The organism is Devosia rhodophyticola (assembly GCF_028816475.1).
Lineage (GTDB): Bacteria > Pseudomonadota > Alphaproteobacteria > Rhizobiales > Devosiaceae > Devosia > Devosia rhodophyticola.
In genome coordinates this window covers 2,772,780-2,798,905 of the sequence record NZ_CP118247.1, presented here as the reverse complement: position 1 = coordinate 2,798,905, position 26,126 = coordinate 2,772,780, and the positions used below count along the sequence as shown (strand labels likewise).

At 56.8% G+C, this 26,126-nt stretch carries 23 protein-coding genes and 1 other RNA gene; 3 read left to right on the top strand and 21 right to left on the bottom strand.

The genetic code is table 11. From position 1 onward, the window contains the following. Window position 1: 1 nt before the first annotated feature. The 17 genes from murB to PSQ90_RS13625 all read right to left on the bottom strand — a co-directional run bounded on the left by murB (window position 2) and on the right by PSQ90_RS13625 (window position 19,055). Complete coding sequence (gene murB / locus PSQ90_RS13705; RefSeq protein WP_282210850.1) at window positions 2-979, bottom strand: UDP-N-acetylmuramate dehydrogenase; 978 nt, start codon at window positions 977-979, stop codon at window positions 2-4. Next, window positions 976-2,394 carry a UDP-N-acetylmuramate--L-alanine ligase gene (gene murC / locus PSQ90_RS13700; protein ID WP_282210849.1) on the bottom strand — a complete coding sequence of 473 codons (1,419 nt, stop codon included), beginning with the start codon at window positions 2,392-2,394 and terminating at the stop codon, window positions 976-978. The genes murB and murC overlap by 4 nt, the downstream gene beginning before the upstream one ends. Then, window positions 2,391-3,506, bottom strand: a complete 1,116-nt coding sequence (gene murG / locus PSQ90_RS13695) for an undecaprenyldiphospho-muramoylpentapeptide beta-N-acetylglucosaminyltransferase (protein ID WP_282210848.1) — start codon at window positions 3,504-3,506, stop codon at window positions 2,391-2,393. The genes murC and murG overlap by 4 nt, the downstream gene beginning before the upstream one ends. After that, window positions 3,503-4,663, bottom strand: a complete 1,161-nt coding sequence (locus PSQ90_RS13690; protein ID WP_282210847.1) for an FtsW/RodA/SpoVE family cell cycle protein — start codon at window positions 4,661-4,663, stop codon at window positions 3,503-3,505. The genes murG and PSQ90_RS13690 overlap by 4 nt, the downstream gene beginning before the upstream one ends. 105 nt (window positions 4,664-4,768) lie before the next feature. Continuing rightward, window positions 4,769-5,854 (bottom strand): phospho-N-acetylmuramoyl-pentapeptide-transferase, encoded by a 1,086-nt coding sequence (gene mraY / locus PSQ90_RS13685; protein WP_282210846.1) that lies wholly within the window; start codon window positions 5,852-5,854, stop codon window positions 4,769-4,771. A 32-nt stretch (window positions 5,855-5,886) separates the two neighbouring features. Then, on the bottom strand, window positions 5,887-7,275 hold the full coding sequence (locus tag PSQ90_RS13680; protein ID WP_282210845.1) for a UDP-N-acetylmuramoyl-tripeptide--D-alanyl-D-alanine ligase: 1,389 nt from the start codon (window positions 7,273-7,275) through the stop codon (window positions 5,887-5,889). Next, on the bottom strand, window positions 7,275-8,720 hold the full coding sequence (locus PSQ90_RS13675) for a UDP-N-acetylmuramoyl-L-alanyl-D-glutamate--2,6-diaminopimelate ligase (RefSeq protein WP_282210844.1): 1,446 nt from the start codon (window positions 8,718-8,720) through the stop codon (window positions 7,275-7,277). Before PSQ90_RS13675 ends, PSQ90_RS13680 begins: the two co-directional genes overlap by 1 nt. 6 nt (window positions 8,721-8,726) lie before the next feature. Next, entirely contained in the window at window positions 8,727-10,454 is a 1,728-nt protein-coding gene (locus PSQ90_RS13670; RefSeq protein WP_282210843.1) for a peptidoglycan D,D-transpeptidase FtsI family protein, read from the bottom strand. After that, window positions 10,454-10,834 (bottom strand): cell division protein FtsL, encoded by a 381-nt coding sequence (gene ftsL / locus PSQ90_RS13665; protein WP_282210842.1) that lies wholly within the window; start codon window positions 10,832-10,834, stop codon window positions 10,454-10,456. The genes PSQ90_RS13670 and ftsL overlap by 1 nt, the downstream gene beginning before the upstream one ends. After that, a complete protein-coding gene (gene rsmH, locus PSQ90_RS13660; protein WP_282210841.1) occupies window positions 10,831-11,829 on the bottom strand; it encodes a 16S rRNA (cytosine(1402)-N(4))-methyltransferase RsmH in 999 nt (332 codons plus the stop codon). Before rsmH ends, ftsL begins: the two co-directional genes overlap by 4 nt. 148 nt (window positions 11,830-11,977) lie before the next feature. Then, window positions 11,978-12,368: RNase P RNA component class A (gene rnpB, locus PSQ90_RS13655), an RNA gene on the bottom strand. 38 nt (window positions 12,369-12,406) lie between these two features. After that, a complete protein-coding gene (locus tag PSQ90_RS13650) occupies window positions 12,407-13,156 on the bottom strand; it encodes a J domain-containing protein (protein ID WP_282210840.1) in 750 nt (249 codons plus the stop codon). A 105-nt stretch (window positions 13,157-13,261) separates the two neighbouring features. Next, entirely contained in the window at window positions 13,262-14,131 is an 870-nt protein-coding gene (locus PSQ90_RS13645) for a hypothetical protein (RefSeq protein ID WP_282210839.1), read from the bottom strand. A gap of 110 nt (window positions 14,132-14,241) precedes the next feature. Then, window positions 14,242-15,138: a methylenetetrahydrofolate reductase [NAD(P)H] gene (gene metF / locus PSQ90_RS13640; protein ID WP_282210838.1), complete on the bottom strand. Its 897-nt coding sequence runs from the start codon at window positions 15,136-15,138 to the stop codon at window positions 14,242-14,244. A gap of 2 nt (window positions 15,139-15,140) precedes the next feature. Further along, window positions 15,141-16,109, bottom strand: a complete 969-nt coding sequence (locus tag PSQ90_RS13635) for an ArsR/SmtB family transcription factor (RefSeq protein WP_282210837.1) — start codon at window positions 16,107-16,109, stop codon at window positions 15,141-15,143. A gap of 148 nt (window positions 16,110-16,257) precedes the next feature. Further along, on the bottom strand, window positions 16,258-17,382 hold the full coding sequence (locus tag PSQ90_RS13630) for a DUF2336 domain-containing protein (RefSeq protein WP_282210836.1): 1,125 nt from the start codon (window positions 17,380-17,382) through the stop codon (window positions 16,258-16,260). Between the two features lie 176 nt (window positions 17,383-17,558). Further along, the gene (locus tag PSQ90_RS13625; RefSeq protein WP_282210835.1) at window positions 17,559-19,055 is read right to left on the bottom strand and encodes a catalase; all 1,497 of its coding nucleotides are present in this window, start codon (window positions 19,053-19,055) and stop codon (window positions 17,559-17,561) included. A 98-nt stretch (window positions 19,056-19,153) separates the two neighbouring features. Between PSQ90_RS13625 and PSQ90_RS13620 the strand changes: the two genes are divergently transcribed. The 3 genes from PSQ90_RS13620 to PSQ90_RS13610 all read left to right on the top strand — a co-directional run bounded on the left by PSQ90_RS13620 (window position 19,154) and on the right by PSQ90_RS13610 (window position 20,657). After that, a complete protein-coding gene (locus PSQ90_RS13620; protein WP_282210834.1) occupies window positions 19,154-19,450 on the top strand; it encodes a LysR family transcriptional regulator in 297 nt (98 codons plus the stop codon). Next, the gene (locus tag PSQ90_RS13615) at window positions 19,426-20,070 is read left to right on the top strand and encodes a LysR substrate-binding domain-containing protein (protein ID WP_328517549.1); all 645 of its coding nucleotides are present in this window, start codon (window positions 19,426-19,428) and stop codon (window positions 20,068-20,070) included. The genes PSQ90_RS13620 and PSQ90_RS13615 overlap by 25 nt, the downstream gene beginning before the upstream one ends. A gap of 137 nt (window positions 20,071-20,207) precedes the next feature. Continuing rightward, complete coding sequence (locus tag PSQ90_RS13610) at window positions 20,208-20,657, top strand: host attachment protein (protein ID WP_282210833.1); 450 nt, start codon at window positions 20,208-20,210, stop codon at window positions 20,655-20,657. 76 nt (window positions 20,658-20,733) lie between these two features. Here PSQ90_RS13610 and PSQ90_RS13605 read toward each other — a convergent pair whose 3' ends face one another. From PSQ90_RS13605 to PSQ90_RS13590, 4 genes are all read right to left on the bottom strand, one after another. Beyond that, window positions 20,734-21,582 carry an alpha/beta fold hydrolase gene (locus PSQ90_RS13605; protein ID WP_282210832.1) on the bottom strand — a complete coding sequence of 283 codons (849 nt, stop codon included), beginning with the start codon at window positions 21,580-21,582 and terminating at the stop codon, window positions 20,734-20,736. Window positions 21,583-21,592: 10 nt separating this feature from the next. Beyond that, window positions 21,593-23,248, bottom strand: a complete 1,656-nt coding sequence (gene ettA / locus PSQ90_RS13600) for an energy-dependent translational throttle protein EttA (protein ID WP_282210831.1) — start codon at window positions 23,246-23,248, stop codon at window positions 21,593-21,595. A gap of 123 nt (window positions 23,249-23,371) precedes the next feature. After that, window positions 23,372-25,534 carry an FdhF/YdeP family oxidoreductase gene (locus PSQ90_RS13595; protein ID WP_282210830.1) on the bottom strand — a complete coding sequence of 721 codons (2,163 nt, stop codon included), beginning with the start codon at window positions 25,532-25,534 and terminating at the stop codon, window positions 23,372-23,374. 82 nt (window positions 25,535-25,616) lie between these two features. After that, the gene (locus PSQ90_RS13590; protein ID WP_282210829.1) at window positions 25,617-26,081 is read right to left on the bottom strand and encodes an Lrp/AsnC family transcriptional regulator; all 465 of its coding nucleotides are present in this window, start codon (window positions 26,079-26,081) and stop codon (window positions 25,617-25,619) included. Window positions 26,082-26,126: the final 45 nt, after the last annotated feature.

Below are 26,126 nucleotides of genomic sequence, written 5' to 3'. Positions count from 1 at the left end.
CTCACACAGCCCCCGTGAAAACGTCGCCATCCAGAAATTCGCGCACTACCGCGTCGGGTGCAAAATGGCCCATGCGACGGATTTCCCACTGCAATTCGACGCCCTGAGTCGCGCGAACGCGATTGCGCACCGTTTCACCCAGCGTTTCAATGTCTAGCGCCGTTGCATTCTCGATATTGAGCAGGAAATTTGCGTGCAATTCACTCATCTGCGCGCCACCGACCTTCAATCCACGACAGCCCGCAGCGTCAATCAACTTCCAGCTTGAATGCCCTTCGGGGTTCTTGAAGGTAGAACCGCCTGTCCGCGATTTTGTCGGCTGGCTGCTTTCCCGTTTTTCGGTGATTTCGCGCATTCGACCCAAAATATCTTGCGGATCGCCAGCAAAGCCCTGATAGGTCGCTGATACAAATACCGCGCCGCGCGGACCGTTCGACTTGCGATAGCGGTAAGCCATATCGGCGTTGGTCAGTGTAACAATTTCGCCCTGCCGCGTGATGGCGCGCAATTCCACCATGCGATCGCGCGTCTCGGTCCCATAGCAACCCGCATTCATGTAAAGCGCCCCACCGATACCGCCAGGAATGCCGCGATAGAACGTCAATCCGTCAATGCCGGCTTCCGCTGCAGCAGTTGCCACCTTGACGTCCGGCATCGCAGTGCCCACACGGATACGCTGGCCTTCCAGAACTTCAGTGCCGCCAAAACCCTTGGCACTGAGGCGAATGACTACCCCGTCCAGCCCGCCATCGCGGATGAGCAGATTGGAGCCCAATCCGATAACGGTCACCCGAATATCGTGCGGGAGATGGCGCATGAAAAACGCCAGATCATCCTCATCGGCCGGGGTAAATAATAGCTGTGCCGGTCCACCGACGCGAAACCAGGTGACTTCGGAGAGCAATTGATTGGGTATCAGCCGACCACGAACCTCGGAAATCCAGGGTTCCAGTGTGGGGATCAGATCGGGAAAACTCATGGCGCCTCCTGCCCCAGAATAGCCATCAGTTCATCGGGCAAGGCGTTGGCCCACTGGGTAATGTTACCGGCACCAAGACAGACGACATAATCGCCCTCTTCCGCCCGACTGGCAATCAGTGGCGCCAACGCCTCCGGTCTATCAATGACCCGCGCATCGCGATGACCACGAGCGCGGATACGATTGACCAATTCTTCGTGGGTTACACCGGCAATAGGGCTTTCACCCGCGGCATAGACCGGCGCGACAATAACCGTGTCAGCATCATTGAAGCAGGCTGAAAAGTCATCGAACAGATCAAGCAGGCGCGAATAACGGTGCGGTTGCACCACTGCAATCACATCGCGGCGGGTCGACTGCCGCGCCGCTCGCAAAACCGAGGATATTTCAACCGGGTGGTGTCCATAATCATCGATAATCGTAATGCCATTGACGACGCCTGTTTTGGTGAAGCGACGTTTGACCCCCGAAAAGCCCTTGAGCCCCTTGCGAATAGCTTCAGCCGAAACATGCAACTGATCGGCAACAGCAATGGCGGCAACGGCATTGAGCGCATTGTGCTCACCCGGCATTGGCAGTTCGAGCCCGTCAATACGGAGTTGCGTCTGCCGAATGCGGTCGCGAATTTCGACCGAAAAAGTGCTGACACCATCAACATTTTCCAGATCAACCAGCCGCACATCGGCCTGCGGATTGCGCCCATAGGTAACCACGCGACGGTCCCGGATTTCACCCACCAAAGCCTGAACCTCAGGATGATCAAGGCACATAACGGCAAAGCCATAGAATGGAACATTTTCGACAAAATTGACGAAGGCCTTTTTGACCCCCTCAAAATCCTTGTAGTGATCGAGATGTTCGGGATCCATGTTGGTAACGACCACAACGTCAGCGGGCAACTTTACGAAAGTGCCGTCGCTTTCGTCCGCTTCCACCACCATCCATTCCCCATCACCCAGCCGGGCGTTGGTTCCGTAGGCATTGATGATGCCCCCATTGATCACGGTCGGGTCGAGATCGCCCGCATCAAGCAGCGTAGCGACAAGCGTCGTTGTTGTCGTCTTGCCGTGGGTGCCACCAATAGCAATGGCATTCTTGAAGCGCATGATTTCAGCCAGCATTTCGGCCCGCCGCACCACCGGCAGTGCGCGTTGACGCGCCGCGACCAGTTCGGGGTTGTCTTTCCTGATCGCAGAGGAAACGACCACAACCGCCGCCTCGCCGAGATTATCGGCATGCTGACCAATTTCGATGCGAATGCCCATATTGCGCAACCGCTGCACATTGGGGTTGGCAGCAGCATCAGAACCCTGCACCACATAGCCTTGGTTGTGCAGGATTTCAGCAATGCCACTCATGCCAATACCGCCAATGCCGACGAAATGGACAGGACCTATATTGCGCGGCATCTTCATGGTGACTTATCCAATTTTGCGTGTCTCTTCGTAGCCATTTCGATAGCCAGATCTGCCAGTTTTTCAACGGCCAGCGGCTGACCTATCGAATGCGCCGCCTTGGCCGCAGCCAGAAGCGTTGCAGGGTCATCGAGCAGGTTCTTTAGGCGAATGGCCAAGGAAAGCGGCGAAAGCGAGGCCTGCTCGGCGATCCAGCCGCCCCCCGCCGTCTCCATCACCAATGCGTTGTTTTTCTGGTCAGCATCAATGGCACCGGGCAAAGGCACCATAATGGCGGGGCGGCCCAGCACACATAGTTCGGCAATGGTTGATGCGCCAGAGCGTGCCACCGCCAGATGGGCATTGGCAATCCGTTCCGGCAGATTGTCGAAAAACGCCGCCAGTTCAACATTGACGCGCGCCTGCCGGTAAATTTCGGCGACGCGATCAAGGTCCTCAGCGCGGCACTGCTGCACGATCTGCAGCCGGTGCCGCAGATTTTCCGGCAGATGCGTCACCGCCGGGGGCACAATGTCGGAAAATACCCGCGCGCCCTGACTGCCCCCAAACACAACCAGCCGCAAAGGCCCCTCGTCCGTCGGCGTTGGATAGGGCGTATTTGAAATGGCCCGCACCTGGTCTCGCACCGGATTTCCGGTGACGACCTTTTCCAGACGCAAAGCGTTGGCATGCGCGGTCTTTTCAAAGCTCAATGCCAGCCGGTTGGCAAAGCGACCCAGCGCCCGATTGGCCCGCCCCAGTACCGCGTTCTGTTCGTGCAGGACACCAGGTATGCCGAGCAGGCTCGCCGCTACAAACGGCGGAAAAGTTGGATAGCCGCCAAAGCCGACTACGGCGTCGGGCTTGATCTCACGTAGCTTGCGGATCGCCACGCCAATACCGCCCAATATCTTGAAACCCGCACCAACAAATTTGATCGGGTTTTTGAGCGAAGGTGTTGCCGCCGGTACGATGTGAATGCGACGCGCCGGAAAATCGGCGCCGTAGCTTTCCACCCGGTGATCAGTCATCAGATCAACCACATGTCCACGCCGCCGCAGTTCCTGCGCCAGGGCCATCGCCGGGAACAGATGGCCCCCGGTGCCCCCCGCCATAAGAACAAATGTACTCATTCGGCTGGGGCCACCGCACTGCGATAGGCCGGAATACCGGTGACCAGACGTTCCTCGGGTTTGGATCGGGTCAGCGCCAGCATCAGACCCATGCCCAGAGCAATAGCGATCATCGAGGTGCCGCCATAGCTCACAAACGGTAACGTCATGCCCTTGGGCGGAATGAGATTGAGATTAACCGCCAGATTAATGCCCGACTGCAGCCCGAACTGGATTGCCAGCGTCGACGCGGCGAGACGCGGAAAGAGGTTGGTTTGACGCTGTGCACCAGCTAACCCGCGCACCGCGATAAATGCGATCAGACCGACCAGTACCAGACAGAACAAGATACCAAACTCACCTGCCGCCGCCGAAAACACATAGTCTGCGTGAGCATCCGGAATGAGTTTTTTGGCCATCGATTCACCCGGACCCCGGCCAAACCAGCCCCCTTCAAGCAGCGACTGCAGTGCCCTATCGATCTGATAGGTATTGCCGCCACCCTCGGGGTTCATGAACGCATCAATACGCTTGCTCACATGGGGAAACAGCAAATAGGCTCCAAAAATCAATCCGATCCCAGCGCCAGCCATGCCGAAAATCAACCACCAGGAAATCCCGGCCAGAAACATCAACGCCGCCCAGGTCGCCAGGATCAAGGCCGTCTGACCAATATCCGGCTGCAACAACAATCCAGCCACGATCACCAACCCGACCAAGGTCGCCAGCGTTTTTCCCGGTACATTCTTGAGAACCATACTTTCCGAAAACAGCCACGCACCCAGCACAGCATAGGCCGGTTTGACAAATTCGGATGGTTGAATGGTTTGCCCCAAAATCGAAATCCAGCGGCGCGCACCTTTGACCTCTGTCCCAAATTTGAGCGTTGCCCACAGCATGGCGACAGAGCCAATCAACGTGACCAAGGCAACAAACCGGGCATGCCGTGGCGTCAGAAATGAAGCACCAATCAATACCACTAGCGCGGGCACACAAAATCCGGCCTGACGAATAACAAAATGCCAGGGGTCCAGCCCCAATCGCTCAGCCACGGGCGGGCTGGCCGCAAAGCTGAGAACGATGCCGCTGATCATCAATAGGATCAGTGCACCCAGCAATTCGCGATCAACAGACCACCACCATTCGGCAATCGGCGTTTTTTGTGCCCTTGAAAACATATGCGCGACAGCCGAGAACCGGCCTCCTGAAAAAACTCAGGAGCACTCTAACGCCGCGATGGTTACTGATTTCACACCGGAATCGCGTTTTGCGAATATCCCTGCCTAGCGAAGCTTGAGCGAACTCAGGCCAATCAGCGCCAGTACAAACGAAATGATCCAGAACCGGATCACCACCTGGCTTTCGGTCCACCCCAGATGCTCAAAATGGTGATGGATAGGCGCCATCCGGAAAACCCGCTTTCCAGTCAGCCTGAACGAGACGACCTGCACGATCACGGAAATTGTTTCGAGCACAAATAGCCCACCGATGATTGCAAGCACGATCTCATGCTTGGTCGCCACAGCAATCGAGCCGAGCGCGCCCCCCAGGGCCAAGGAACCGGTGTCGCCCATGAATATTTGAGCTGGTGGCGCGTTGAACCACAAGAACCCAAGCCCCGCACCTATGAGCGCGCCACAAACCACCGACAATTCGGCTGTACCGGGGACATAATTGAGCAGCAGATATTCTGAGAAGTTTAGCGACCCCACCAGATAGGCGATCAGCGCGAAACAGGCAGCGGCGACCATAACCGGAACGATTGCCAGCCCGTCCAACCCGTCTGTCAGATTAACCGAATTGCCTGCAGCCATGATGACGAAGCCGCCAAACAGGACAAAGAAATAGCCCAGGTTCAGGGCCAGGCCTTTGACGAACGGGAACAACAAGGAATTGGCGTAAGGCTCCTCGCTCAATTGAGAAAGCGCGTAGCAGGCGATAACCCCAATCAGGGCTTCCAATATCAAGCGCTGCTTACCGCCAAAGCCCTGATGGCTCATGCGTTTGACTTTGAGATAGTCGTCGTAAAACCCGATTGCACCGAAGCCAACGGTCACGAACAACACCACCCAGACATAGCCGTTGGCCAGATTGGACCACAGCAGGGTGGAAAATACCGCGCCCGAGAGGATCATCAATCCACCCATTGTCGGCGTGCCCTTCTTTGTCAGGAGGTGACCGGCGGGACCGTCCTCGCGGATGGGCTGGCCTTTGCCCTGCTTAAGCCGCAACGCCATGATCATCCCGGGTCCAAACAGGAACACGAAGAATAGCGCGGTTACAACCGCGCCGGCCGTGCGAAAGGTGATATAGCGGAAAACATTGAAGGCCGTCAGGCTATCACCCAGTTGGCCGAGAAAATACAACATAGCTCTAAACGGTCCTCTGAGTAGGCATTGGCTTATTTGAACCTTTCGCGGATCGCATCCACGATGCCCGCCAGCCTGACGTCATTGGACCCTTTGACCATAACTGCGTCGCCATACGCAAGTTCATCAAGGATCACTTCGGCCAGTTGCGCAGCGGTTTTAACGTGTAATCGTACTCTGTTGGCACCAAGTTCACTGGCAAGCGCCAGCATTTCATCGCCCACCAGGTATATCCGGTCAGCGCCACTGGCGAGCACTGCTTCCTTCAAACTGGCGTGCAGCGTCGCACTATTCGGTCCAAGTTCAAGCATGTCGCCCAGGATGGCAACCTTGTGCCCGCCCGGCGCCGTCGTTTGAGCCAAGACCTCCAACGCTGCATTCATTGACGCGGTATTGGCATTATAGCTTTCGTCGATCAGCAAGAGCGGGTTGCCCACCTCGCCCAACTGCATCCGTTGCCCCCGACCAACCGGTGCCCCAAAACCAGCCAGCGCAGCAATGGCGCGATCTCGATCAACGCCCGCCAAGTCGGAAACCGCCAGCGCCGCGACACCATTTGCGACCATATGTCGACCCGGCACGTTGATTGCCAGCTCAAAACGATTTTCGCCGTGGCGCACCGTAGCCTTCGACTGATCGCCCTCGGTTACCAGATTTACAACCTGCCAATCGCTATTCTCGGAGAAGCCATAGGTCACGATATTGACGACCCCGGCAGCTTTTGCTGCCGCAATAAGTAGATCGATCTGCTCATGGTCCGCGTTTAGTAGGGCCGTCCCGTTTGGCTCCAGCCCCAAAAATATTTCGGCCTTGGCAGCAGCAATGCCTTCTATGCTCTCGAACGCCTCGAGATGCGCCGGAGCAATTGTGGTAATCACCGCAATATTGGGTCGCACAAGACGGCTCAGCGGCTCAATTTCTCCTGCCGCACTCATGCCCAGCTCAAAAACACCATATAGCGTTTCAGCGGGCATCCGTGCCAGCATCAGCGGCACGCCCCAATGATTGTTGAAGCTCCGGATCGAGGCATGAGTCAAACCCACAAACTCAAATATGGTGCGGATCGCTTCCTTGGTCGTCGTCTTTCCAACGCTACCCGTCACGGCGACCACGCACGCACTGCTGCGTTGCCGTGCCAATCGAGCCAGATCGCGCAATCCGGCCAACGCATCCGGCACAATGATACACCGACCACCAGCAGCTTTGCCCTCACTGACCAAGGCAGCCACGGCACCATTGGTCAGAGCCGTTTCAACAAAATCGTGCCCGTCAAACCGGTCGCCCTTGATCGCAACAAAAAGCGCATCCGAACCCAGCTCACGAGAATCAATGGATATGGAATTAATCGAGGTGAGGGCCGCGTCCTTGGCCCGTGCGCCCGTCGCCTCAAATATCTCGTCGCTGGTAAAAAGGGGCGCCATCAGGACGTGCCGAGTGCCGCGAGGATCACCTCATGATCCGAAAAATGCGTCTTGTTGACGCCAATGATTTGATAGTCTTCATGACCTTTTCCGGCAACCAGCAATACGTCGCCCTCACCCAGTAGCCTGATACCTTCCAAAATGGCCGACCGGCGGTCGCCGATCTCCCGTGCACCGGGAACCGCAACCATGATCCCGGCGCGAATTGATGCGGCCTCCTCAGTGCGTGGATTATCGTCCGTAACGATAACCAGATCCGCCCCCTTTGCCGCAATTGCACCCATCAAGGACCGTTTTCCCTTGTCTCGGTCGCCGCCACATCCAAAAGCCACGATCAACCGACCGGTGGCATAGGGGCGTAATGCCTCAAGCGCCGTCTGCAATGCATCGGGCGTATGGGCATAATCGACAAAAACTGCGCTGCTTTGCTTTGCAGCGACCAACTCCAACCGTCCCTTGGCACCCTTCAGACCCGAAAGTGCCGCAAATGCGTCAGTTCGATCAACCCCTGTGGCCATCGCTAACGCGGCCGCAATCAGCGCGTTGCTGACCTGAAATTCGCCGGTCAATGGTAGATGAAAACTGATTGTCTCGCCAATGTGCTTGACCTCGACGCGCTGGCCATAACCCTCGCGTTCAATCGAGACAATTTCGATATAGGCCCCTTCCCGCCCAACGGTGAGCAGGGTCGCATTATGGCCAAGCGCAGCAAACATGAAGGCTTCATGTTCTGGATCATCGACATTGACGATAGCCGGACCGCCTTCGACCAAAAGGTCGGTAAACAGGCGCAGTTTTGCGCTCCGATAGCCGTCCATATCTGCATGATAGTCGAGGTGATCGCGGGTAAGATTTGTGAAGGCGACGGCTTCGAAATGAACACCATCAAGACGGCGCTGTTCCAGCCCGTGGCTCGACGCTTCAATGGCGACATGGTCGATGCCCTGCGCTTTCAAGGCGCGTAAATTTTGATGCAGCGTCCGTGAGTCGGGTGTCGTCAAACTACCACCACGCAGGCCCCACGACGTTTCCACTCCAAGTGTGCCGATGCTGCTCGCCGCCAACCCTGCCGCCTGCCAAATCTGGCGCACGAACGAGGCGACCGAGGTCTTGCCGTTGGTGCCAGTGACCGCGACTGCAATGGCTGGTTGCGGCGCAAAAATGCGCGACGCCGCGCGTGCATAAGCTGCCCGAACATCGTCCACCACGATCACCGGCACCCCGGGATCGCTTTCCGGTTCTTGGTCCGTGACAATAACCAGCGCACCACGCGCAATGGCTTCGGCCACAAACGCATTGCCATGCGCATTGGCGCCCGGCAGCGCAAAAAACACATCCCCAGGCTCGATCCGTCGGCTATCGGCATTGACGCCAAAAATGGCGCCCACACCCGAACTGGGTAGGGCGCCTGAACCTTCGAGTAACTGAGTGACGCTGAAAGACACGACCGTCTATCCTCCGGAATTGTTCGAGCGCAGGAAGGATGGCGTCGTCGCTACGTCGAGCGCCGGGCTGAAATTGGGGGTGATACCCAGCATCGGCGCGACCCTTTGCACGATTCGCCCCGTCACCATGCCCGCGTTCCAGCCAGCGGTGACCCCGCTTTGCGCATTTTCAGCTTCAGGTTCATCTACTAAGACAACCATTGCGTAACGCGGATTATCCATTGGGAATGCAGAGGCAAAGACGTTGAAGTCCTTGCTGTTGGAGTAGCGTCCGTCGACAACCTTTTCTGCCGTCCCCGTCTTGCCGCCGACGCGATAACCCTCTGCTTCCTTGTCCATTTGCCGGCCCGATCCTTCCAGGGCATTCAACCGCAGCAAATAGCGGATCCAGTCGCTTGTTTGTGGCTGCACGACCCGAACGTAGGATTTTTCGGCTTCCTCGCGACTCCGTTCATAAAGCGTCGGGGCAATGTAATTGCCCCCATTGGTCAGGGCGGCCAACGCTACTGCCATGTGCAACGGACTGATACTCAGGCCATGCCCAAACGAAGCGGTCGCCGCACCAATGTCGGAAAATTCCTTGGCAATGGACGGCGTCCGCATCTCGGGCAACTCAAACGGCACTCGTTTGTCGAAGCCCAATGTGGACAGGAACGCCCGGAAATTATCTTTGCCAAGTGCTTGCATGACGCGGATGGTACCGATATTTGACGAGTACTTAAATATCTCAGGTACACTCAATATCCGATGCTTGCCATGAAAATCGTCGATGGTATAGCGCCCGAATTTGATGCCATACCGCGCGTCAAACTGGTCAGTTAGTTTGACCTTGCCGCTATCAAGCGCTGCTGCCATGGTGATGGTCTTGAACGTTGACCCCAGCTCATAGATGCCTGCGGTGATCCGATTAAAACTTCCTTTTTCGAGTGCCGACTTCGGATCGTTGGGGTCGAAGTCCGGCAAGGAAACCAGCGCCAGCACTTCCCCGGTATAAATGTCTAGCATCACACCGGCCGAAGCGATGGCCTTGTAGCGAACCAGTGCATCTTTAAGCTCGTCGTACAGGACATGCTGCACCCGCATATCCATGGACAAGGTGACCGGCGCCAGATCGTTGCCGCGCGCCAATCCCAAATCCTGAAGCAGCGCAACATCTTCGTTGTCGATGTGCTTTTCGATGCCTGAAATGCCCTGGTTATCAACGTTCACTGATCCCAATACGTGAGAGGCTTCCCGAAGTCCGGGATAGAAACGCTTGCTCTCGGTGATGAAATCAATGCCGGGAATACCCAACCTCATGACACGCTCTTCGAGGCTGGGCGACAGCTCCCGCTCGACCCAGACAAAGCCCTGGTCCCCGCTCAGCCGCTTGCGCAACCAATTCGCGTCCAACTCAGGCAGAACCGTCCTCAGCTTGCGCACTGCCTCATCGACATCGATAATGCGGCGCGGCTCGGCATATAGCGACGGCACCCGGATATCGACCGCCATTTCCAGCCCATTGCGGTCCAGAATTGGCGGCCGCGTAGCCGTGATCACGTCGCGCGCCTGCCCTTCGATGGTTGAATCGGTTACAACCATTCCCAACTGAATCAACCGCCCCCCGACAACCGAAAAACCGAGTAGCACGGCCAAAATCATCCAGCGGATGCGCGCCTGGGTTAAATTCCCCCGGACCTTGCGCGCCCCATCCAGAGCAATCGTTGGCGCATAATTTTCGCTGATCGCAGCCATTATTGCAGCCCCTCAAGAATAGCGTCAATCGGATCCACACCGGCGTCCAGGGATTCAAACAATGCGTTGAGCGCCTTGTTGTCGGGAGCTGCTGGCCGCATCGGCAAATCAGCAAACGTACCGAATTGCTCCTGCTGCACCGGCCCAATTCCCAACGCTTCCTGATGCCGCCGAACAATGGGCTCAATATGGCCAGGCTGGTTTAGCGCCGCCCAATCGGCCTTGAGCAACGACAGGTCGCCCTCCTGACTCTTGATCTTGGCAATCAGCGCCGAGCGTTCGTTGGCCGTATCCTCAATGGAGAACTTCAATCCATAAACCCCTGCCAGCGCAATCGCACTGGTAAGCATCAGGATAATGTTGAGATTGCGCATCATCATGTGCCTCGCACCATCGGCATGCCAAGTCCCTCAAAGCTTGTTGGCCGTGCGTCGGCGACTGTGCGCGTGCCAGATCGCAGTATCGAAGACCGCGCCCTCGGGTTGCGCGCCAATTCTTCGCTGCCCGGCTTGATCGCCTTGGCGATCTTTTCCCAACGCCTCGCCGCCGTCTCGACTTGCGGTAAATGTCGCGATTGCGCCGGCCCGCCCTTGGCAGGGTCAAAGAACCTTTTGACAATCCTGTCTTCGAGCGAATGAAAGCTGATCACGGCAAGTGTTCCGCCCTCTTCCAATAAACGCTCCGCAGCAAACAAACCTTCAACCAGCTGATCAAACTCGGCGTTGACGGCAATTCGCAGCGCCTGAAAACTGCGCGTCGCGGGATGCGCGTCGCCAGGCTTGCGCCCGATCGACTTTTCGATAATTCGTGCCAATTCAAGTGTTGTAACGATTGGAGCGACCTCGCGCGCTGCAACGATAAATTGCGCGATCCGGCGCGATTTTCGCTCTTCGCCAAAGGCATAAAGCAGATTGGCCAGCGCCTCTGTTTCCAGGGTATTGACCAAATCGGCCGCGCTTTGCCCGATCGCGCCCATGCGCATGTCGAGCGGCCCATCGCGCATGAACGAAAAACCACGATCAGCCTCGTCAAGCTGCATCGAGGAAACGCCAATATCGAGGACCACGCTGTCAATCTTGCCGCGCCCGGCTGACAGGTCGTCCAGTTCGGAGAATGTGCCGGCCACAAATGAGAACTGACCCGGAAACTCTTGATCCAGCGCCTCTGCAAACGGCAAGACGCTGGGATCCCGGTCAATTGCGATTACCTCGGCGCCATCCGCCAAGAGCGCGCGCGAATAGCCCCCAGCGCCGAATGTACCGTCGACAATCCGTTTCCCGGCGAGCGGGGACAATGCCGCAATAACCTCATCCAATAGAACGGGCACATGCGGACCAGAGGTCTGGGGAACTTCGGGCATCGAACGCTTGCCCATGATCTGGCGCCACTCCAACTTCCGGTCGCCGACCGGCACTCAACACAAAGCCGCCTGCAAGCGGAACTGCCTGCACTTTGCCCTATGACTTTTAAGATTCTGTTTCCTATAGACGATTTGTCGAATCGCCGGGCAGCTGCGGTCGATAAATGCCAGTTGACCTATAAGCCGGGTTCTGTAAGGCACCGCGCCGAAACGCGATACGTGGCGACCATTCATCTGTGACGCCTGTTACCAGGACGCCTTATGCAACCAACCCGGATGATCTGGCCTTGAAACCGGCTGGGGCAAGCCCCGCGTCATCCCTATTTGGTCTTGCTCCCGGTGGGGTTTACCGTGCCGGTCCGGTTGCCCGGCCCGCGGTGCGCTCTTACCGCACCCTTTCACCCTTACTCCGGTAAACCGAAGCGGTTTGCTTTCTGTGGCACTTTCCCTGGGGTCGCCCCCGCCGGACGTTACCCGGCACCGTGTTTCAATGGAGCCCGGACTTTCCTCCCTCCAGCAGTTACCCACTGGAGCGCGGTCACCCGGTCAACTGGCGTTGGACCATTAGAGGGCGAACGGGCTAACCGCAAGCTCAACCAATGAGTTTTGGTGTAGCTGGCTTCATAATCGCACTATAGGCACGATTAATTGACGCCATCCGCGCCGTCGCCACATCAATCAGATCGCCGGGCACTCCCCGGGCAATCAATCGATCCGGATGATGTTCCGCAACCAGCAGTCGATAAACCCGACGCACTTCGGCAGGTTCAGCATCGGGCGTCAATCCAAGCACCATATAGGGATCAACACCAGCCTCAAGCATCACATGCTGGGAAGCCATCTGTTCAAACCGCGCCTCGTCAAACCCGAATATCATGCTGATCGACTTGAGATACTCAAGTTCGGACTCATGCACCATGCCGTCGGCGGTTGCGATGAAAAACAGGCTGTCCAGAACATGCTCAAGCGTTTCGGGACTATCGGCGAAAAACCGACCAATTTTGCGGGCGTAATATTCGTACCCAGCCACATCCTGCTTGGCCAGATTGAAAAGCCGCTCCACCTGCGGCTCCTGTCCGGCAGCAATCTCGACAGTTGCATTGAATGCCCGCACCTCAGAAGCCGTTACGGCCCCATCCGCCACCGCCATCTTGGCGGCCAACGCAATGAGCGACAGCGTAAAAGCTGCATCGCGCCCACCGGGCAGCCAGGTATCGGGGTCAAGAATATTGATCACGGAGCCGAACAATCCGGTTCGCCGCGAAGCCGATCCCAGAAAACGGGACATTCTTTGCCAGATGTCATAATTTTCTTCGGGCTTGCGCACACAGCAAAATGTCATGGCAGCCTCCCGTCCTTAGGCGGTCCGTGACCGCATCAATTAACCACCAAACTATAGACTCTTGGCCAACCGGTCCACCTACAACTCTGCACAGCAGCGTTACAATTAGTTCATGGAACCGTCAGAAGCCGCCGCCATCCAACCGTCGAATGACCCGCGCCCCGTTGCCGGATTGTGGCCCCTGATCAAGAAAAACCCATCACCATCGTAGCGGGTGTGCGTCTGTCCTGAACGTTTCCGTGCCAGAAAATCCGAAAGCGAACCCGATGTCCACTCGGACAAATCATCAGGTCCCAATACCTGCGATCCAACTTCGGCAACCGGAACCGGGTGTTGGGGCAAACCAACCTCCGCCTCGTCAACGATCAACGGCGCCACTGATTTGGGGCGCATCGAAAGGGGCATGGGGATCGGTGCAACCTTTTGGGGTTGAGATATGGAACTGACAATAATTTCATCCGTCGCCGACTCGGGCACCGACGTAACAGCAGGAACAGGCTTGATAGCCGCCTGCTGTGGTTCAATCACAAAAGGCCCGCTTGTTGCTCCGGTCGATGCGGTGGTCGTGGATGGGACAGCACTATCAGTGATATAGGCTGGCAGGGCCTTACCACTAGCAAGATATTTATCGACCGCGTCGCCATCAATTGACAGCTCCTTTGTCGCTTCAACGGCAGCCGCAGGTTGCGTGGCCTCGGACCGATCAACGACCGCTTTGATCGGCGCAGCTGGACGCATTCCCGCAGGCTGCGGCGCGACCTTTGCCGGGCGTTGTTCGGCGACTTGAGTGGATTTTTGGGCCAAAGCGACAGGTTCGGCGACTACTGGGCTAGCCGCTACGAAACGATCCGCAGTCGGAGCCAGATTGCCCGTTGCGAGGTCCACGGTTACGACGCCGACGACAAAAACGACGCCCGCCCACGCCATACCATTGCTGAATTTTCGGTTGATCTGCATATGCTTCATTCCAACCATTGGTCTGCCCGGCGCCGAAACAAGGCGAAATTCATGGCCATTTTATGAATCGGCCCATTTTGCCAGCCTATCGCCAACCGCCTGAACCGAATCTGAACAACTCGAACGCCCTATTCGGGTCTACGCCCCAACAGCCGCGCCAGCGCCAAAACCAGGTTCGATCGGTTCAGCGTATAAAAATGAAAACGCGTTACCCCCGCATCCACGAGTTCGAAGACCTGCTCGGATGCAACTGCCGCCGCAACCAGCACCTGCGTCTCGGGATCGTCCTCAAGCCCCACGAATCGCTCCGCAATCCAGGCCGGCATGCTGGTGCCGCACCGTGAGGCAAAATTGGCGATCTGTTTGAAACTGTGAATTGGTTGAATTCCCGGCACAATTTCGGCGGTAATGCCGGCGCCGCGCACTCGGTCCATAAAGCGGAAATAGTCCTCATTATCAAAGAACATCTGCGTAATGGCGCGGTTTGCCCCAGCGTCAAACTTGCGTTTGAGATTGTCGATTTCGACGTCCCAGTTGGGGCTTTGCGGGTGTCGTTCGACATAAGCGGCAACTGAAATATCGAAGTCACCCAGCTTGCGGATACCGGTGACCAGTTCGGCTGCATTGGCATAGCCGTCGGGATGGGCGACAAACGGTTGCCCCACACCCTCTGGTGGATCGCCCCGCAACGCAACAATGCGATTGACCCCTGCGCTTTGATAGCCACGCACGACATCATCAACCTCGGCCTGCGTCGCCCCGACACAGGTAAGGTGCGCCGCCGCCTCAACGCCCGTATCGCTGGTGATGCGCGATACCATGCGCAAAGTGCGTTCGCGCGTTGACCCACCCGCACCATAGGTAACAGACACAAATCGTGGCTTGAGCGGTGCCAGCTTATTGATCGAGTCCCAGAATTTCTCTTCCATCGCATCCGTCTTGGGCGGAAAGAATTCGAAGGAAATCTGCAACTCGGGGCGGTCCTGCGCCGACAATCGGCTGGGCCGCTCTTTAATTTGTGACATTCTCAGTTACCTATATTGAAGCTTTGGGCGGGCCGGGTCAGCCGCCATAGACATACGGTGAGCCCCTGCTCACCACTCTCGCTGGGAAATTCGCGCACCAGATCGACAGAGAAACCAACCGCTTTCGCCCAGTCGTCCAACTGTTCAGTGGAAAGTCCCAGCCGCCTGTGCGCCTGCTCAACGCGCAAGAATTCGTGTTCGTGGGGTGCAAAATCGACAATCAGCATCTGCCCGTCATCTTTGAGTAACGGCGTTGATTGAGCGAGAATGCGGCCCGGATCATCAAAATAATGCAGAACCTGGTGCAGAACCAATACATCGGCCGGTCCAACCGAGGCGTCCATGGCCGTCATATCGCCTAGCCGAACCTGCGCATTGCCAATGGCACCGGTTGTCAGTTTGGCCCGCGCTACACCCAGCATTTCCCGGCTCGAATCAATGCCGATGCCGCGCTTGTAATTGTCGGCCAGCACTTCAAGCATGCGACCCGTACCCGTGCCCAGATCAATCAGCAGATCAACATCCTGCCCGGCCAATGCATCCGCGACCGCCTCTTCAACCGCTGATTCCGGTACGTGCAATCGCCGCAACTCGTCCCAGTGACCAGCAACCTTGGCAAAAAATGCCGCAGCCTGCTCCTGCTGCGCTGCACGCACGGCGTTCTGACGCACGCGATCAAGCTTACGTTCCGGCCCGTCGTCCAATCGTTCAACCAGCCATCGCCCGAGTGCGGCTCCCTCGCCGTGCTGGGCAAGACTATAATAGGCCCACGCCCCTTCGGCATTGCGTTGCACGAGGCCTGCATCGGCCAGCAATTTAAGATGACGCGACACACGCGGCTGGCTCTGCCGCAAAATTTCAGTCAGATCCTTGACCGTGTGATCGCCTTCAGCCAGTAAAGCCAACAAGCGCAAGCGCGTGTCTTCACCCGCCGCTTTCAAAATATTCACCAATGCCGTCAGATCTGCCATTCGGCGGGACCTCAAATAAGATATAAAGATGTCTTTATATCTGATGTTGAAAAAGGTCCAGTGTAATGCGAGGGGTTGTTCTACCCAAAAATAGCGACGCCCGAACCGGTTTTGACCAATTCGGGCGTCGTGGTGGCTTGATATTTGCCTAGGCTGTGGCGCGTTCCTCAGACACCTGGCGTTTACGGAAAGCGTGGGCCCGCCAAAGTTCGAAAATGCCACTTGCCTCATCAACGCTTAGCGCTTCATACCGTGCATTGATCATTTGCAGCTCAGCGGCATCGGGCAGATCGCGCCACGGCAGAACCGAAACCAGACCTTCGAACAGATCAGGCGGCAGCCCCAGAGCCTTTAATGCAACGGTGATGGCAACATAATCCTGCATAGCCAACCATTTGATTAGCACTTCGGGACCAACGCGCAACGTCACCGTCAGCGCCGCAGCCGCGTGGTGGCCATAACCAAAGCGTACGAACCGCAGCATTGCCTTCTGGTCCAACTGCCGACGATCACTGAGCGCCTTGACCTGATTGTAGGCAACTTTCCACTCAGCGGCCGAGAATCCGGCACGATTGCGCAGGCGGTTGTAAACGACCGCGTTGACCTTGCTCGCCGCCGCCTGGTCGATGTTGCCATCCACCTCGGCAAGATTGTCGATCACCTTGTCCGCCGCCACACGAATTTTGCCATGCAGGCTGCTCCAGTCGATTTCGGGACGTCCCCGAAGGTCGGTAGCAATTTCAGCATCCTTGGTCGCCCGAACCAATAGTTTTTCAAGCGTTTGGTGGCCCAGTTCAGCAGCCGCATTCCGAACCAGACATGCCACGGACGCGGTACCGCCGTGATCAACAATTGCGTCGCCAACGCGTGGCGGCACCTTGTCGCGCCCCGCGATGATCGTGCGGTGTGCCTCGGTACGATTGCCAATAATGTCGATCAAATCGTCATCGGAAAGGACACTGGAAAATTCGAGCAGCGGGCGTGCCACTTCAAAAGTGTCATTGGCTAGATTGACCACCACAGTGCCCGGTGCCCGCTCGAGCGGCGCCAACAGCTTGGCGACATGCACCCGTGCTTCCACTTCGACCAGTTCGGCCAAGTGACAAAGCACTTCGTCGTACTGGGCTACCTGATCATCATCGCAACGATCCGACACATAGGCAAACAATTGTGCCATGTTCCGAAACAGCTGATCCCGTTCCCCACTATCGGCGTCCCCATTGAGAACGCGAAAACTTGAGAACGCCTTCTCACCTTCAACAATTTCACTCATCGTCGCTCTCCATGATGCGGCGCTTAATTGGGCGCACCATGACAGGAGGAAAATGGGATCAATTGAAAAATTGCGACGTGATTTGATTCAATTTTTATCGAAATTCCGGGCCGTGCCAGATCTTATGGATCAGTTCGAATGAAGATTGCGGGCACCTTTCGATGCCCGCAATCTTATCAAACCTTGGCGCTTTCATTGTCCGAAATCGAGTCAGCCGGACCAGAAGCTGCAGCCAGTTCTGCCCGCGCGGCCGATACGCCTGCTGCATAGTCGGGATGGATTTTCTCGAAATGGGCAAGTTGACGTGCAATGATTGCATCGGGCACCCCCTCCATGGCAGCGGCATAATTGGCATATAGGCGACGCTTGTGAGCATCGTCGAACAGGTTCCACAATGCTCGCGGCTGGCCATAATCGTCGTTGCCGTCCCGGTGATTATAGCGATCTGCATCGCCAACAATGCGCAACGGAGGCTCTTTCACCGAATTGTCCTCGACCGGCCCGCCAACCGAATTGGGTTCATAGTAGGCGTCCGGGGTGGGATTATTCGGCATAAAGCGCATCGCCCCATCCTTGTGGTAGTGGCGCACTGGAACCTTTGGCTGGTTCACCGGCAACGCTTCATAATGCGTACCCAGGCGATAGCGGTGCGCATCTGCATAAGAAAATATCCGCGCCTGCAGCATTTTGTCGGGCGAATGGCCGATTCCCGGCACCACGTTGGAGGGCGAAAACGCCGCTTGCTCGATCTCGGCAAAATAATTTTCAGCATTCCGGTTAAGCTCAAGCACACCCACCTCGATCTGCGGATAATCGGCGTGCGGCCAAACCTTGGTCAGATCGAACGGATTGTAGGACGTTTTGTCTGCGTCCATTTCCGGCATGATCTGTACTTCGACCCGCCACTTTGGAAATTCGCCACGCTCAATGCCGCCAAAAAGTTCTTCCTGATAACTTTCGCGACTGGCACCAATGACCTTTTCCGCTTCGGCGTTGGAATAGGTCTTGTGCCCCTGCAACGTCTTGAAGTGAAATTTGACCCAATAACGTTCGCCCGCATCGTTCCAGAACGAATAGGTGTGGCTGCCATAGCCATTCATGTACATCGGCGCGACGGGCAGACCCCGGTCTGAAAACAGCGTCGTGATCTGGTGCAGCGACTCAGGGCTTTGGCTCCAGAAATCCCACATCGCCGTCTTTGACCGCAGATTGGTCTTGGGATGGCGCTTCTGCGTATGAATGAAATCGGGGAATTTTAGCGGATCGCGCACAAAAAATACGGGGGTATTGTTACCCACCAAATCCCAATTGCCCTCTTCCGTGTAAAATTTGAGCGCAAAGCCGCGCACATCGCGCTCGGCGTCAGCAGCCCCCATTTCGCCCGCCACAGTGGAAAACCGCAGCAGCACGTCTGTTTTCTTGCCAACCTCGGCAAACACCTTGGCACGCGTATATTTGGAAATGTCATGGGTAATGGTCACCGTGCCAAACGCCCCCCACCCCTTGGCATGCACAACCCGCTCAGGAATACGTTCGCGGTTCTGATGTGCCAACTTCTCCAGCAAGTGATAATCCTGCATCAACACCGGACCGCGAGGACCAGCCGTCTGCGAATTTTGGTTGTCGGAAACGGGCGCCCCGGCGCTCGTGGTCATCGTTGGCTTGTCGACCATAATATTCTCCCGTTGAAAGTCATCTGCTGGTGAGCTTTTGGCCCATGCAATCCCATTAGGCAAATTGATTGATCTACTAAATGGTATAAGCTAGGCCTATGGTACTCTCACTCAAGCAGCTTCGCTACGCGCTCGCCATCGCCGAAACCGGCCATTTTGGACGCGCCGCCGTGCTGTGTCACATCAGCCAACCGGCACTATCCCAACAAATTCAATCAATGGAAGCGCAATGCGGCACACCATTGTTTGATCGGCTAGGCCGTACCATCCAGCTAACCCCGTTTGGCCGAGAGTTCATGGAACGCGCCCGTCGCGTTCTCGACAATGCCGATGCGCTCGAGGCGTTTACAGCCGGTCAAAGTGGCACCCCCTGCACCCTGTTCGCTTTGGGCTGATCCCCACCGTCGCGCCATATCTGCTGCCCGAAATTTTCCCTGCTCTTGCCACCGAACTGCCAGAGGTGAAATTCATGGTCAGCGAAAGTAGAACCGACACGCTGCTGGCAGGTCTTTACGATGGCAGCGTTGATCTGGCGCTTATCGCAACCGAGCCACCATCAACCGGGCCGACACTCGCCAGTGCATCGCTCTTTATCGATGCGTTTGTTTTGGCAACCGCCGTCGGCGGCGTGCCCCACACAGCCCCTGTCGAACTCACCAGCATTGATCCCGAGACAATATTGCTCCTCGATGAGGGGCATTGTCTTCGCGACCAGGCAATCGCTGCCTGCAATCTCGATGACATTGCCGGGGGCCGAACCTTTGCGGCAACTTCACTATCGACTATCGTTGAATTTGTCGCGCACGGACAGGGCGTCACGCTGCTGCCTCAGATAGCCCTGCGCAAGGAAACTGCAGGCGCCCGGATTCAGACACAAACTTTGGCAGCGCCGGGCGCTGGTCGGCAACTATCGCTGGTTTGGCGACAGGCAACGCCTTTCGCCGAAATCTATCAATGCATCGCCCGGATTATTCGATTAACCGGCTCTCAATTGGTAAGTTCAACACCAGACTAAGGCGTCCCTTCGCCTGCGCTGCGTCAATTCGCCTTTAAGTTTGGGCGAAATTGCTACACAATCAACACCAACTTTTTTCACTTGTTCCGCGTTGGCCTTTCTGGGGCGACACATTTCCTCAATCAAGGAGCTTTGCAATGAAAAAGACCATCACTTGGATTTTGCTCGCCGACGGTGCTCAGGCACGCGTTCTCGAGCATACCGGTCCGGGTAAGGGGTTAAAACAGGTTGATGGATTGGATTTCGCCATCCCGGCTCTGCAAGCTCAGGATATCATGGCGGATCGTCCCGGTCGCGGCGCCATACCGGGCGGTGATAGCAAGAGTGGCATGCAGCCCCGAACCGATCCGGTCGAGCATCGCGAGTCGGAGTTCGTCAAGTCCATGGCCACCATGCTGGATGAAAAATTGCGCAAGGGCGCTTACGATCGACTGGTCATCGCTGCGTCGCCAATCGCTCTCGGTGTCATACGCAAAGCCATAACCCCGGCCGTGCGACACGCCATTGTCGGCGAGCTGGACAAGGACCTGACCAATATGCCCACCGCACAACTCGACAAGCATTTCGACGGCATCCTCGCTGTCTAAAACCCTTTAATCTCAATATCTTGATGCCCTGCCCGGAATCAATGTGGCAGGGCATTGATTCACTTTATGAAGCCCCCTACTCGGCTTGCTCGTCTTCATCTTCGTCGTCGTCAGTACCGACAACCGCATCGAGAAACTCAACCAGTAGCGGATTGACCAGATCCGGCCGCTCAATACTCGGAATATGCGCGACATTTTCCAGCACAACCGCAAAGGCGTTGGGCATTTCCTCAGACAGATATTCATGCAGCTGGATCTGGCTGTTGAAATCCTGATCGCCAACAATCAGCAAGGTCGGAGCATTGATCACGTCGACCAGTTCATAGGCTGGGGGACGCGCCTGTTCCTGTGTCAAAGGCGATGCCTTGAGCGCTTTGGCATTCATATCGAGGAACAGCCTGCGAGCGTCCCCGCCAACGCGACCGTTCTGCGCACGCGGTCCATCAAGCCATTCGTGCGCATGCACCAAATTGAGCATGTCCAGATCGCCACGTTCAACGGCGTCCGCTTCCGCCATTTCCAACCCGTGCTCGCTTTCCAGCAAATCATAGGGCGCGCCCGCCACCGATGTTCCCATCAGCACCAGCCCGATCACCCGACCCGGATGCTTAAGCGCGAAATCCAGCGCCAACCCGCCGCCGAGCGAACATCCGACCAGAATGGCTGCATGAATATTGAGTGCTCGCAATACCGCCTCAAGATCGTCGAGATGACTGAACGACACGTCGCTCGACGTGGTTTCCCCGTACCCGCGCCGGTCATAGGCGATGGCGCGAAATCCCTCGGCAGTCGCAGCCGCCATTTGATCTGCCCACATGCGGCTATCACAGACGCCAGCGTGCAGGAAAACAATCGGCAGCCCATCGCCCTGGCTCCGACACGCCAGCGCCGCGCCACTGAAAGTGACGCCAAACACCTCATCCATGTCAGCCTCGTTACCGCGTCAGCGGCTTGTAGGTCGCCCGCTTCGGATTGACCGCATCAGCGCCCAACCGGCGGATCTTGTCGGTTTCATATTCAGCAAAATTGCCTTCGAACCATTCAACATGGCTATCGCCTTCAAATGCCAGCATATGCGTGGCCAGACGATCAAGGAACATGCGATCATGGCTGATGATCACAGCGCAACCGGCAAACTCTTCCAACGCTTCTTCAAGCGCTGCAAGCGTTTCGGTATCAAGATCATTGGTCGGTTCATCAAGTAGCAGGACATTGGAGCCCGACTTCAGCATTTTGGCTAGATGCACGCGATTGCGCTGACCGCCCGACAGGTTTCCGACCTTTTGCTGTTGGTCACCGCCCTTGAAATTGAACGTTGACGTGTAGGCCCGCGAGTTCATTTCGCGCTTGCCCAGCATCAAAATTTCGTCGCCTTCGGAAATCTCTTCCCACACAGTCTTGTTGGGATTGAGTGTGTCTCGACTTTGGTCGACATATCCCAGTTTGACGGTGTCAGCGATGGTGACGACGCCCGCGTCTGGCGTCTCCTGACCGGTCAGCATGCGGAACAGCGTTGTCTTGCCCGCACCATTGGGACCAATGACCCCGACAATGCCGCCCGGTGGCAGCTTGAAGCTGAGATTGTCGATCAGCAGCCGATCACCGTAGGATTTGCTCAACCCCTCGATGTCGATAACATTTTGCCCAAGTCGTTCGCCGGGCGGAATGATAATCTGGGCCGTCGTCGACTGCGTACGGGCATCGTTGAGCTTGACCAGCTCATCATAGGCCTTGAGACGCGCCTTGGATTTGGACTGGCGTGCCTGCGGGCTTTGCCCCATCCATTCGCGCTCGCGCTCCAACACCTTTGCGCGCGCCGCATCTTCCGATTTTTCCTGCGCAAAGCGCTTGGCCTTTGCTGCCAGATAGGCTGAATAATTGCCCTCGTATGGAACACCGCGCCCGCGATCCAGTTCGAGAATCCAGCCGGTCACATTGTCAAGGAAGTACCGGTCATGGGTAATGATTAGGACAGCGCCATCGAACTCACGCAGATGCCGTTCCAGCCAGGCGGTTGTTTCAGCGTCCAGATGGTTGGTCGGTTCGTCAAGCAGCAGCAGGTCCGGTTTGGCCAAAAGCAGAGCACACAGCGCCACGCGCCGCCGCTCACCACCCGAAAGTTTGGTCACATCAGCATCGCCCGGTGGGCAACCCAATGCTTCCATCGCCACTTCCACCTGACTTTCCAGATCCCACAGATTTTCTGCGTCGATCTGATCCTGCAGTTTTGTGGCTTCGTCCGCCGTCTCGTCCGAATAATTCATCATCAGTTCGTTGTAGCGATCAAGGATGGACTGCTTTTCCTTGACGCCCGTCATGACATTGCCCAGCACGTTAAGTGCCGGATCAAGATCCGGTTCCTGGGCCAGGTAGCCAAGCTTGGCGCCCTGCGCCAACCATGCTTCGCCGCCAAATTCTGTATCAATCCCCGCCATGATTTTGAGCAAAGTCGATTTACCCGAGCCGTTGGGGCCCAAAACGCCGATCTTGGCGTCGGGGTAAAAAGACAGATTGATGTTGTCCAGAACCTTCTTGCCACCGGCGTAGGCTTTGGACATTCCGTTCATATGATAGATAAACTGGCGAGCCATAGGCTGCGAACCTCTTAATAGCGGTTTTGAATTTGTCCCGTATCTAGGCCATCCCCGGTCACGGGGCAATGCACCATTCTCGCCAACCGGGGAATTCCCCAGCATCCGGGGCTGTGGTCGGGCTCAAGCCACCAGTGTGACCGCAATTGACTTGAAGGCCGGCGTTCGGCTGCGCGGATCAACCGCCTTGCCCGCCAGCACATTGGCCTCGGGATAATAGGCCATGGCGCTGCCACGCGGCAGATCAAACGCCGTTGCCGTCCCTTCCATGCGCCCGCTGCCTGAAGTGATTGTGATACGCTGCCCCTCGGCAACGCCAAATGCACTCATATCCTGCCGGTTCAAAAATACCGCATCCCGCCCTGCGCCGCCGCGATAGCTGTCGGCGTCCTCATAAATGATCGTGTTGAACTGCCCCTCGCTGCGAACGGTGGCCAGCGTTAATTTGCCTGTGTCACTTGTTGGTAGGGGCGTGATCACGAAATTTGCCCGCCCGTCGATGGTGCCGAACTCAGGCGTATGCAACACCCTGTACCGGATATGAAATTCCTTCTTGGCAACGTCTATATCGCCAAGCTGCTCCATGCCCGGCACAATGGCGGCTATCGCCTCGCGCACCTTGCGATGCTGGCTGAACGCCGCAAAATCAATTGGGCCATTGGGCAATATCCGCGCCCCGATATCGCACAATATCTGGCTTTCCGGGCGTACGTTGCCCACCCGCTTGATACCGCCGTCGCTCAGTCGCACGTAGTTGAACATTGATTCCTGCGTGGTGGGTTGCCATTCTTCGTCGCGTGCCGTCACCGGCAGGATCAGCGCTTCGCCCTCGCCCAATCCATTGACATGACCAAGATTGAGTGTGGTGGTCAGGAACAGTTTGAAACCAATTGCGGCCATCGCCCGGGTAGCGAAGCCCTGGTCGGGTGTTGCGCCCCATAAATTGCCGCCCATGATGACCGCGCTGTCAATCCCGCCGCGCGCCGCTTCCTCAAGACAGGCCATGGTGTCCATGCCTTTGGCCGCCGGAAATTTTATTCCAAACGCTGTCTCCATTTTCGCCAAGACCTCGTTGGCCAAAACCGGCTTGACGCCAATCGTACCGATCCCTTGCACATTGGAATGGCCGCGAAGCGGCAACAAGCCGGCAAACCGTTTACCCACCATGCCGCGCAACAACGCCAAATTGGCAATGGCCTCGACATTGGCAACGCCATGCAGATGGTGCGTCATCCCCATGCCCCAGGCAAATACGGCGTTTTCTGCGGCACCATAAATACGCGCGATACGGTCGATCTCAGCCCGTGAAATACCACAACTGGCCTCGATCTCGTCCCAGCCCAGCGCTTCGATATCCGCGCGAAATTCAGCAAAGCCGTTGCTATGGCTCGCAATAAACCCGTCCGCCGTCGAACCCTGTTCCAGAACAGCCTTGGCAAGTCCCTTCATCAGCGCAATGTCCGACCCGATGCGCGGCTGCAAATATTCCGAGGCAATTTCGCTACCGCCCTTGAGCATTGAACGCGGTGATTTCGGCACGGCAAACTTGACCAGCCCCGGCTCTTTTGCCGGATTGATAACAATGACCTGCCCGCCCCGCTCGCGGCAGTTCTTGAGCATATGGATGAAACGCGGATGATTGGATGAGGGATTTGCCCCGATCACGAATATCAGGTCAGTCCCGGTCAGATCTTCCAGCTCAACGCTCGAGGTTCCCTTGCCGATCGTGGTTGCCAGCCCTTCGCTGGTGGCCTGGTGGCAATAGTACGAGCAATTATTGACATTGTTGGTGCCATAGGCCCGCGCCAACAGCTGAAAAATGAACCCCGCCTCGTTCGATGACCGTCCCGAAGAATAAAAAAAGCTCCGCGCCGGGTCAGTTGCCGAAAGCTTTTCGGCAGCGTGCGCCAGCGCCCAATCCCAGTCGACCGGGCGGAACTTGTTGGCGCCAGCCGCTTTGAAAAGCGGCGTGCCGAGACGGCCCAACTGCTCGATTTCGCGTCCCGTCAACTCCTGCAAATCAGCAATTTCGTGATCAAATATCTCGGTTGGAATTGCCCCCTGCACATCGCTCGATTGCGCCTGCACGGACTTGTTGCAAACCGATGGAAATTCATCGAGTTCATTGGTCATCCCGCCGCGCTGGCCGCCCATGCCATAGGCGCAGGCCTTACAGGTGTTTTTCGAGGTCAGCGCCTTGGCCGCCTTGCCCAAACCCATTTTGCCCACTGTCTGGAGCGTATAGAGAACCTTCTTTGGCCCACCACCTACGATTTGCTTTTCCATAGTCACCAACCGTCTTTTGACGCCATTGTCGCCAGCTCGTCGCGTTCGGCAAGTCAAATTGACGCCATCACCAGCGCCACAGTTAAAGCGGCAGCCCCGAGCGCGCCTTGACAGTTCGAATGCTCATGTTGGAATGAACCCGCGCCACCCCAGGTAGCCGGGCGCTCAAGCGACGATGCAATCGCTCGAAATCCTCGTGGTCGCGACAGATCACCCGCAGGATATAATCCGATTGCCCCGCCATCAGGTGACATTCGAGCACTTCGGGAATGTCGAGTACCGCCGCCTCAAACGCCTCAAGTACCGCCTCGCTTTGGCTGGTCAGTCCCACCTCGATAAAAAACTGCATCGAGAGGCCGAGCGCCGATGCATTGAGAACGGCCTGATACCCCGCTACAATGCCATGTTCCTCCAGCGCCTTGAGGCGACGATGGCAGGCCGAGGCTGATAGGCCTGCAATATCCCCAAGCTGCTGCACGCTCTTTCGACTATCCTGTTGCAGCGCTCGCAAAAGTTTGCGGTCTACTGCGTCGAGTTGCAATGTCATTGCGCCATTCCGCTAATTTGCCGAACTACATTCGAAAAACTGCGG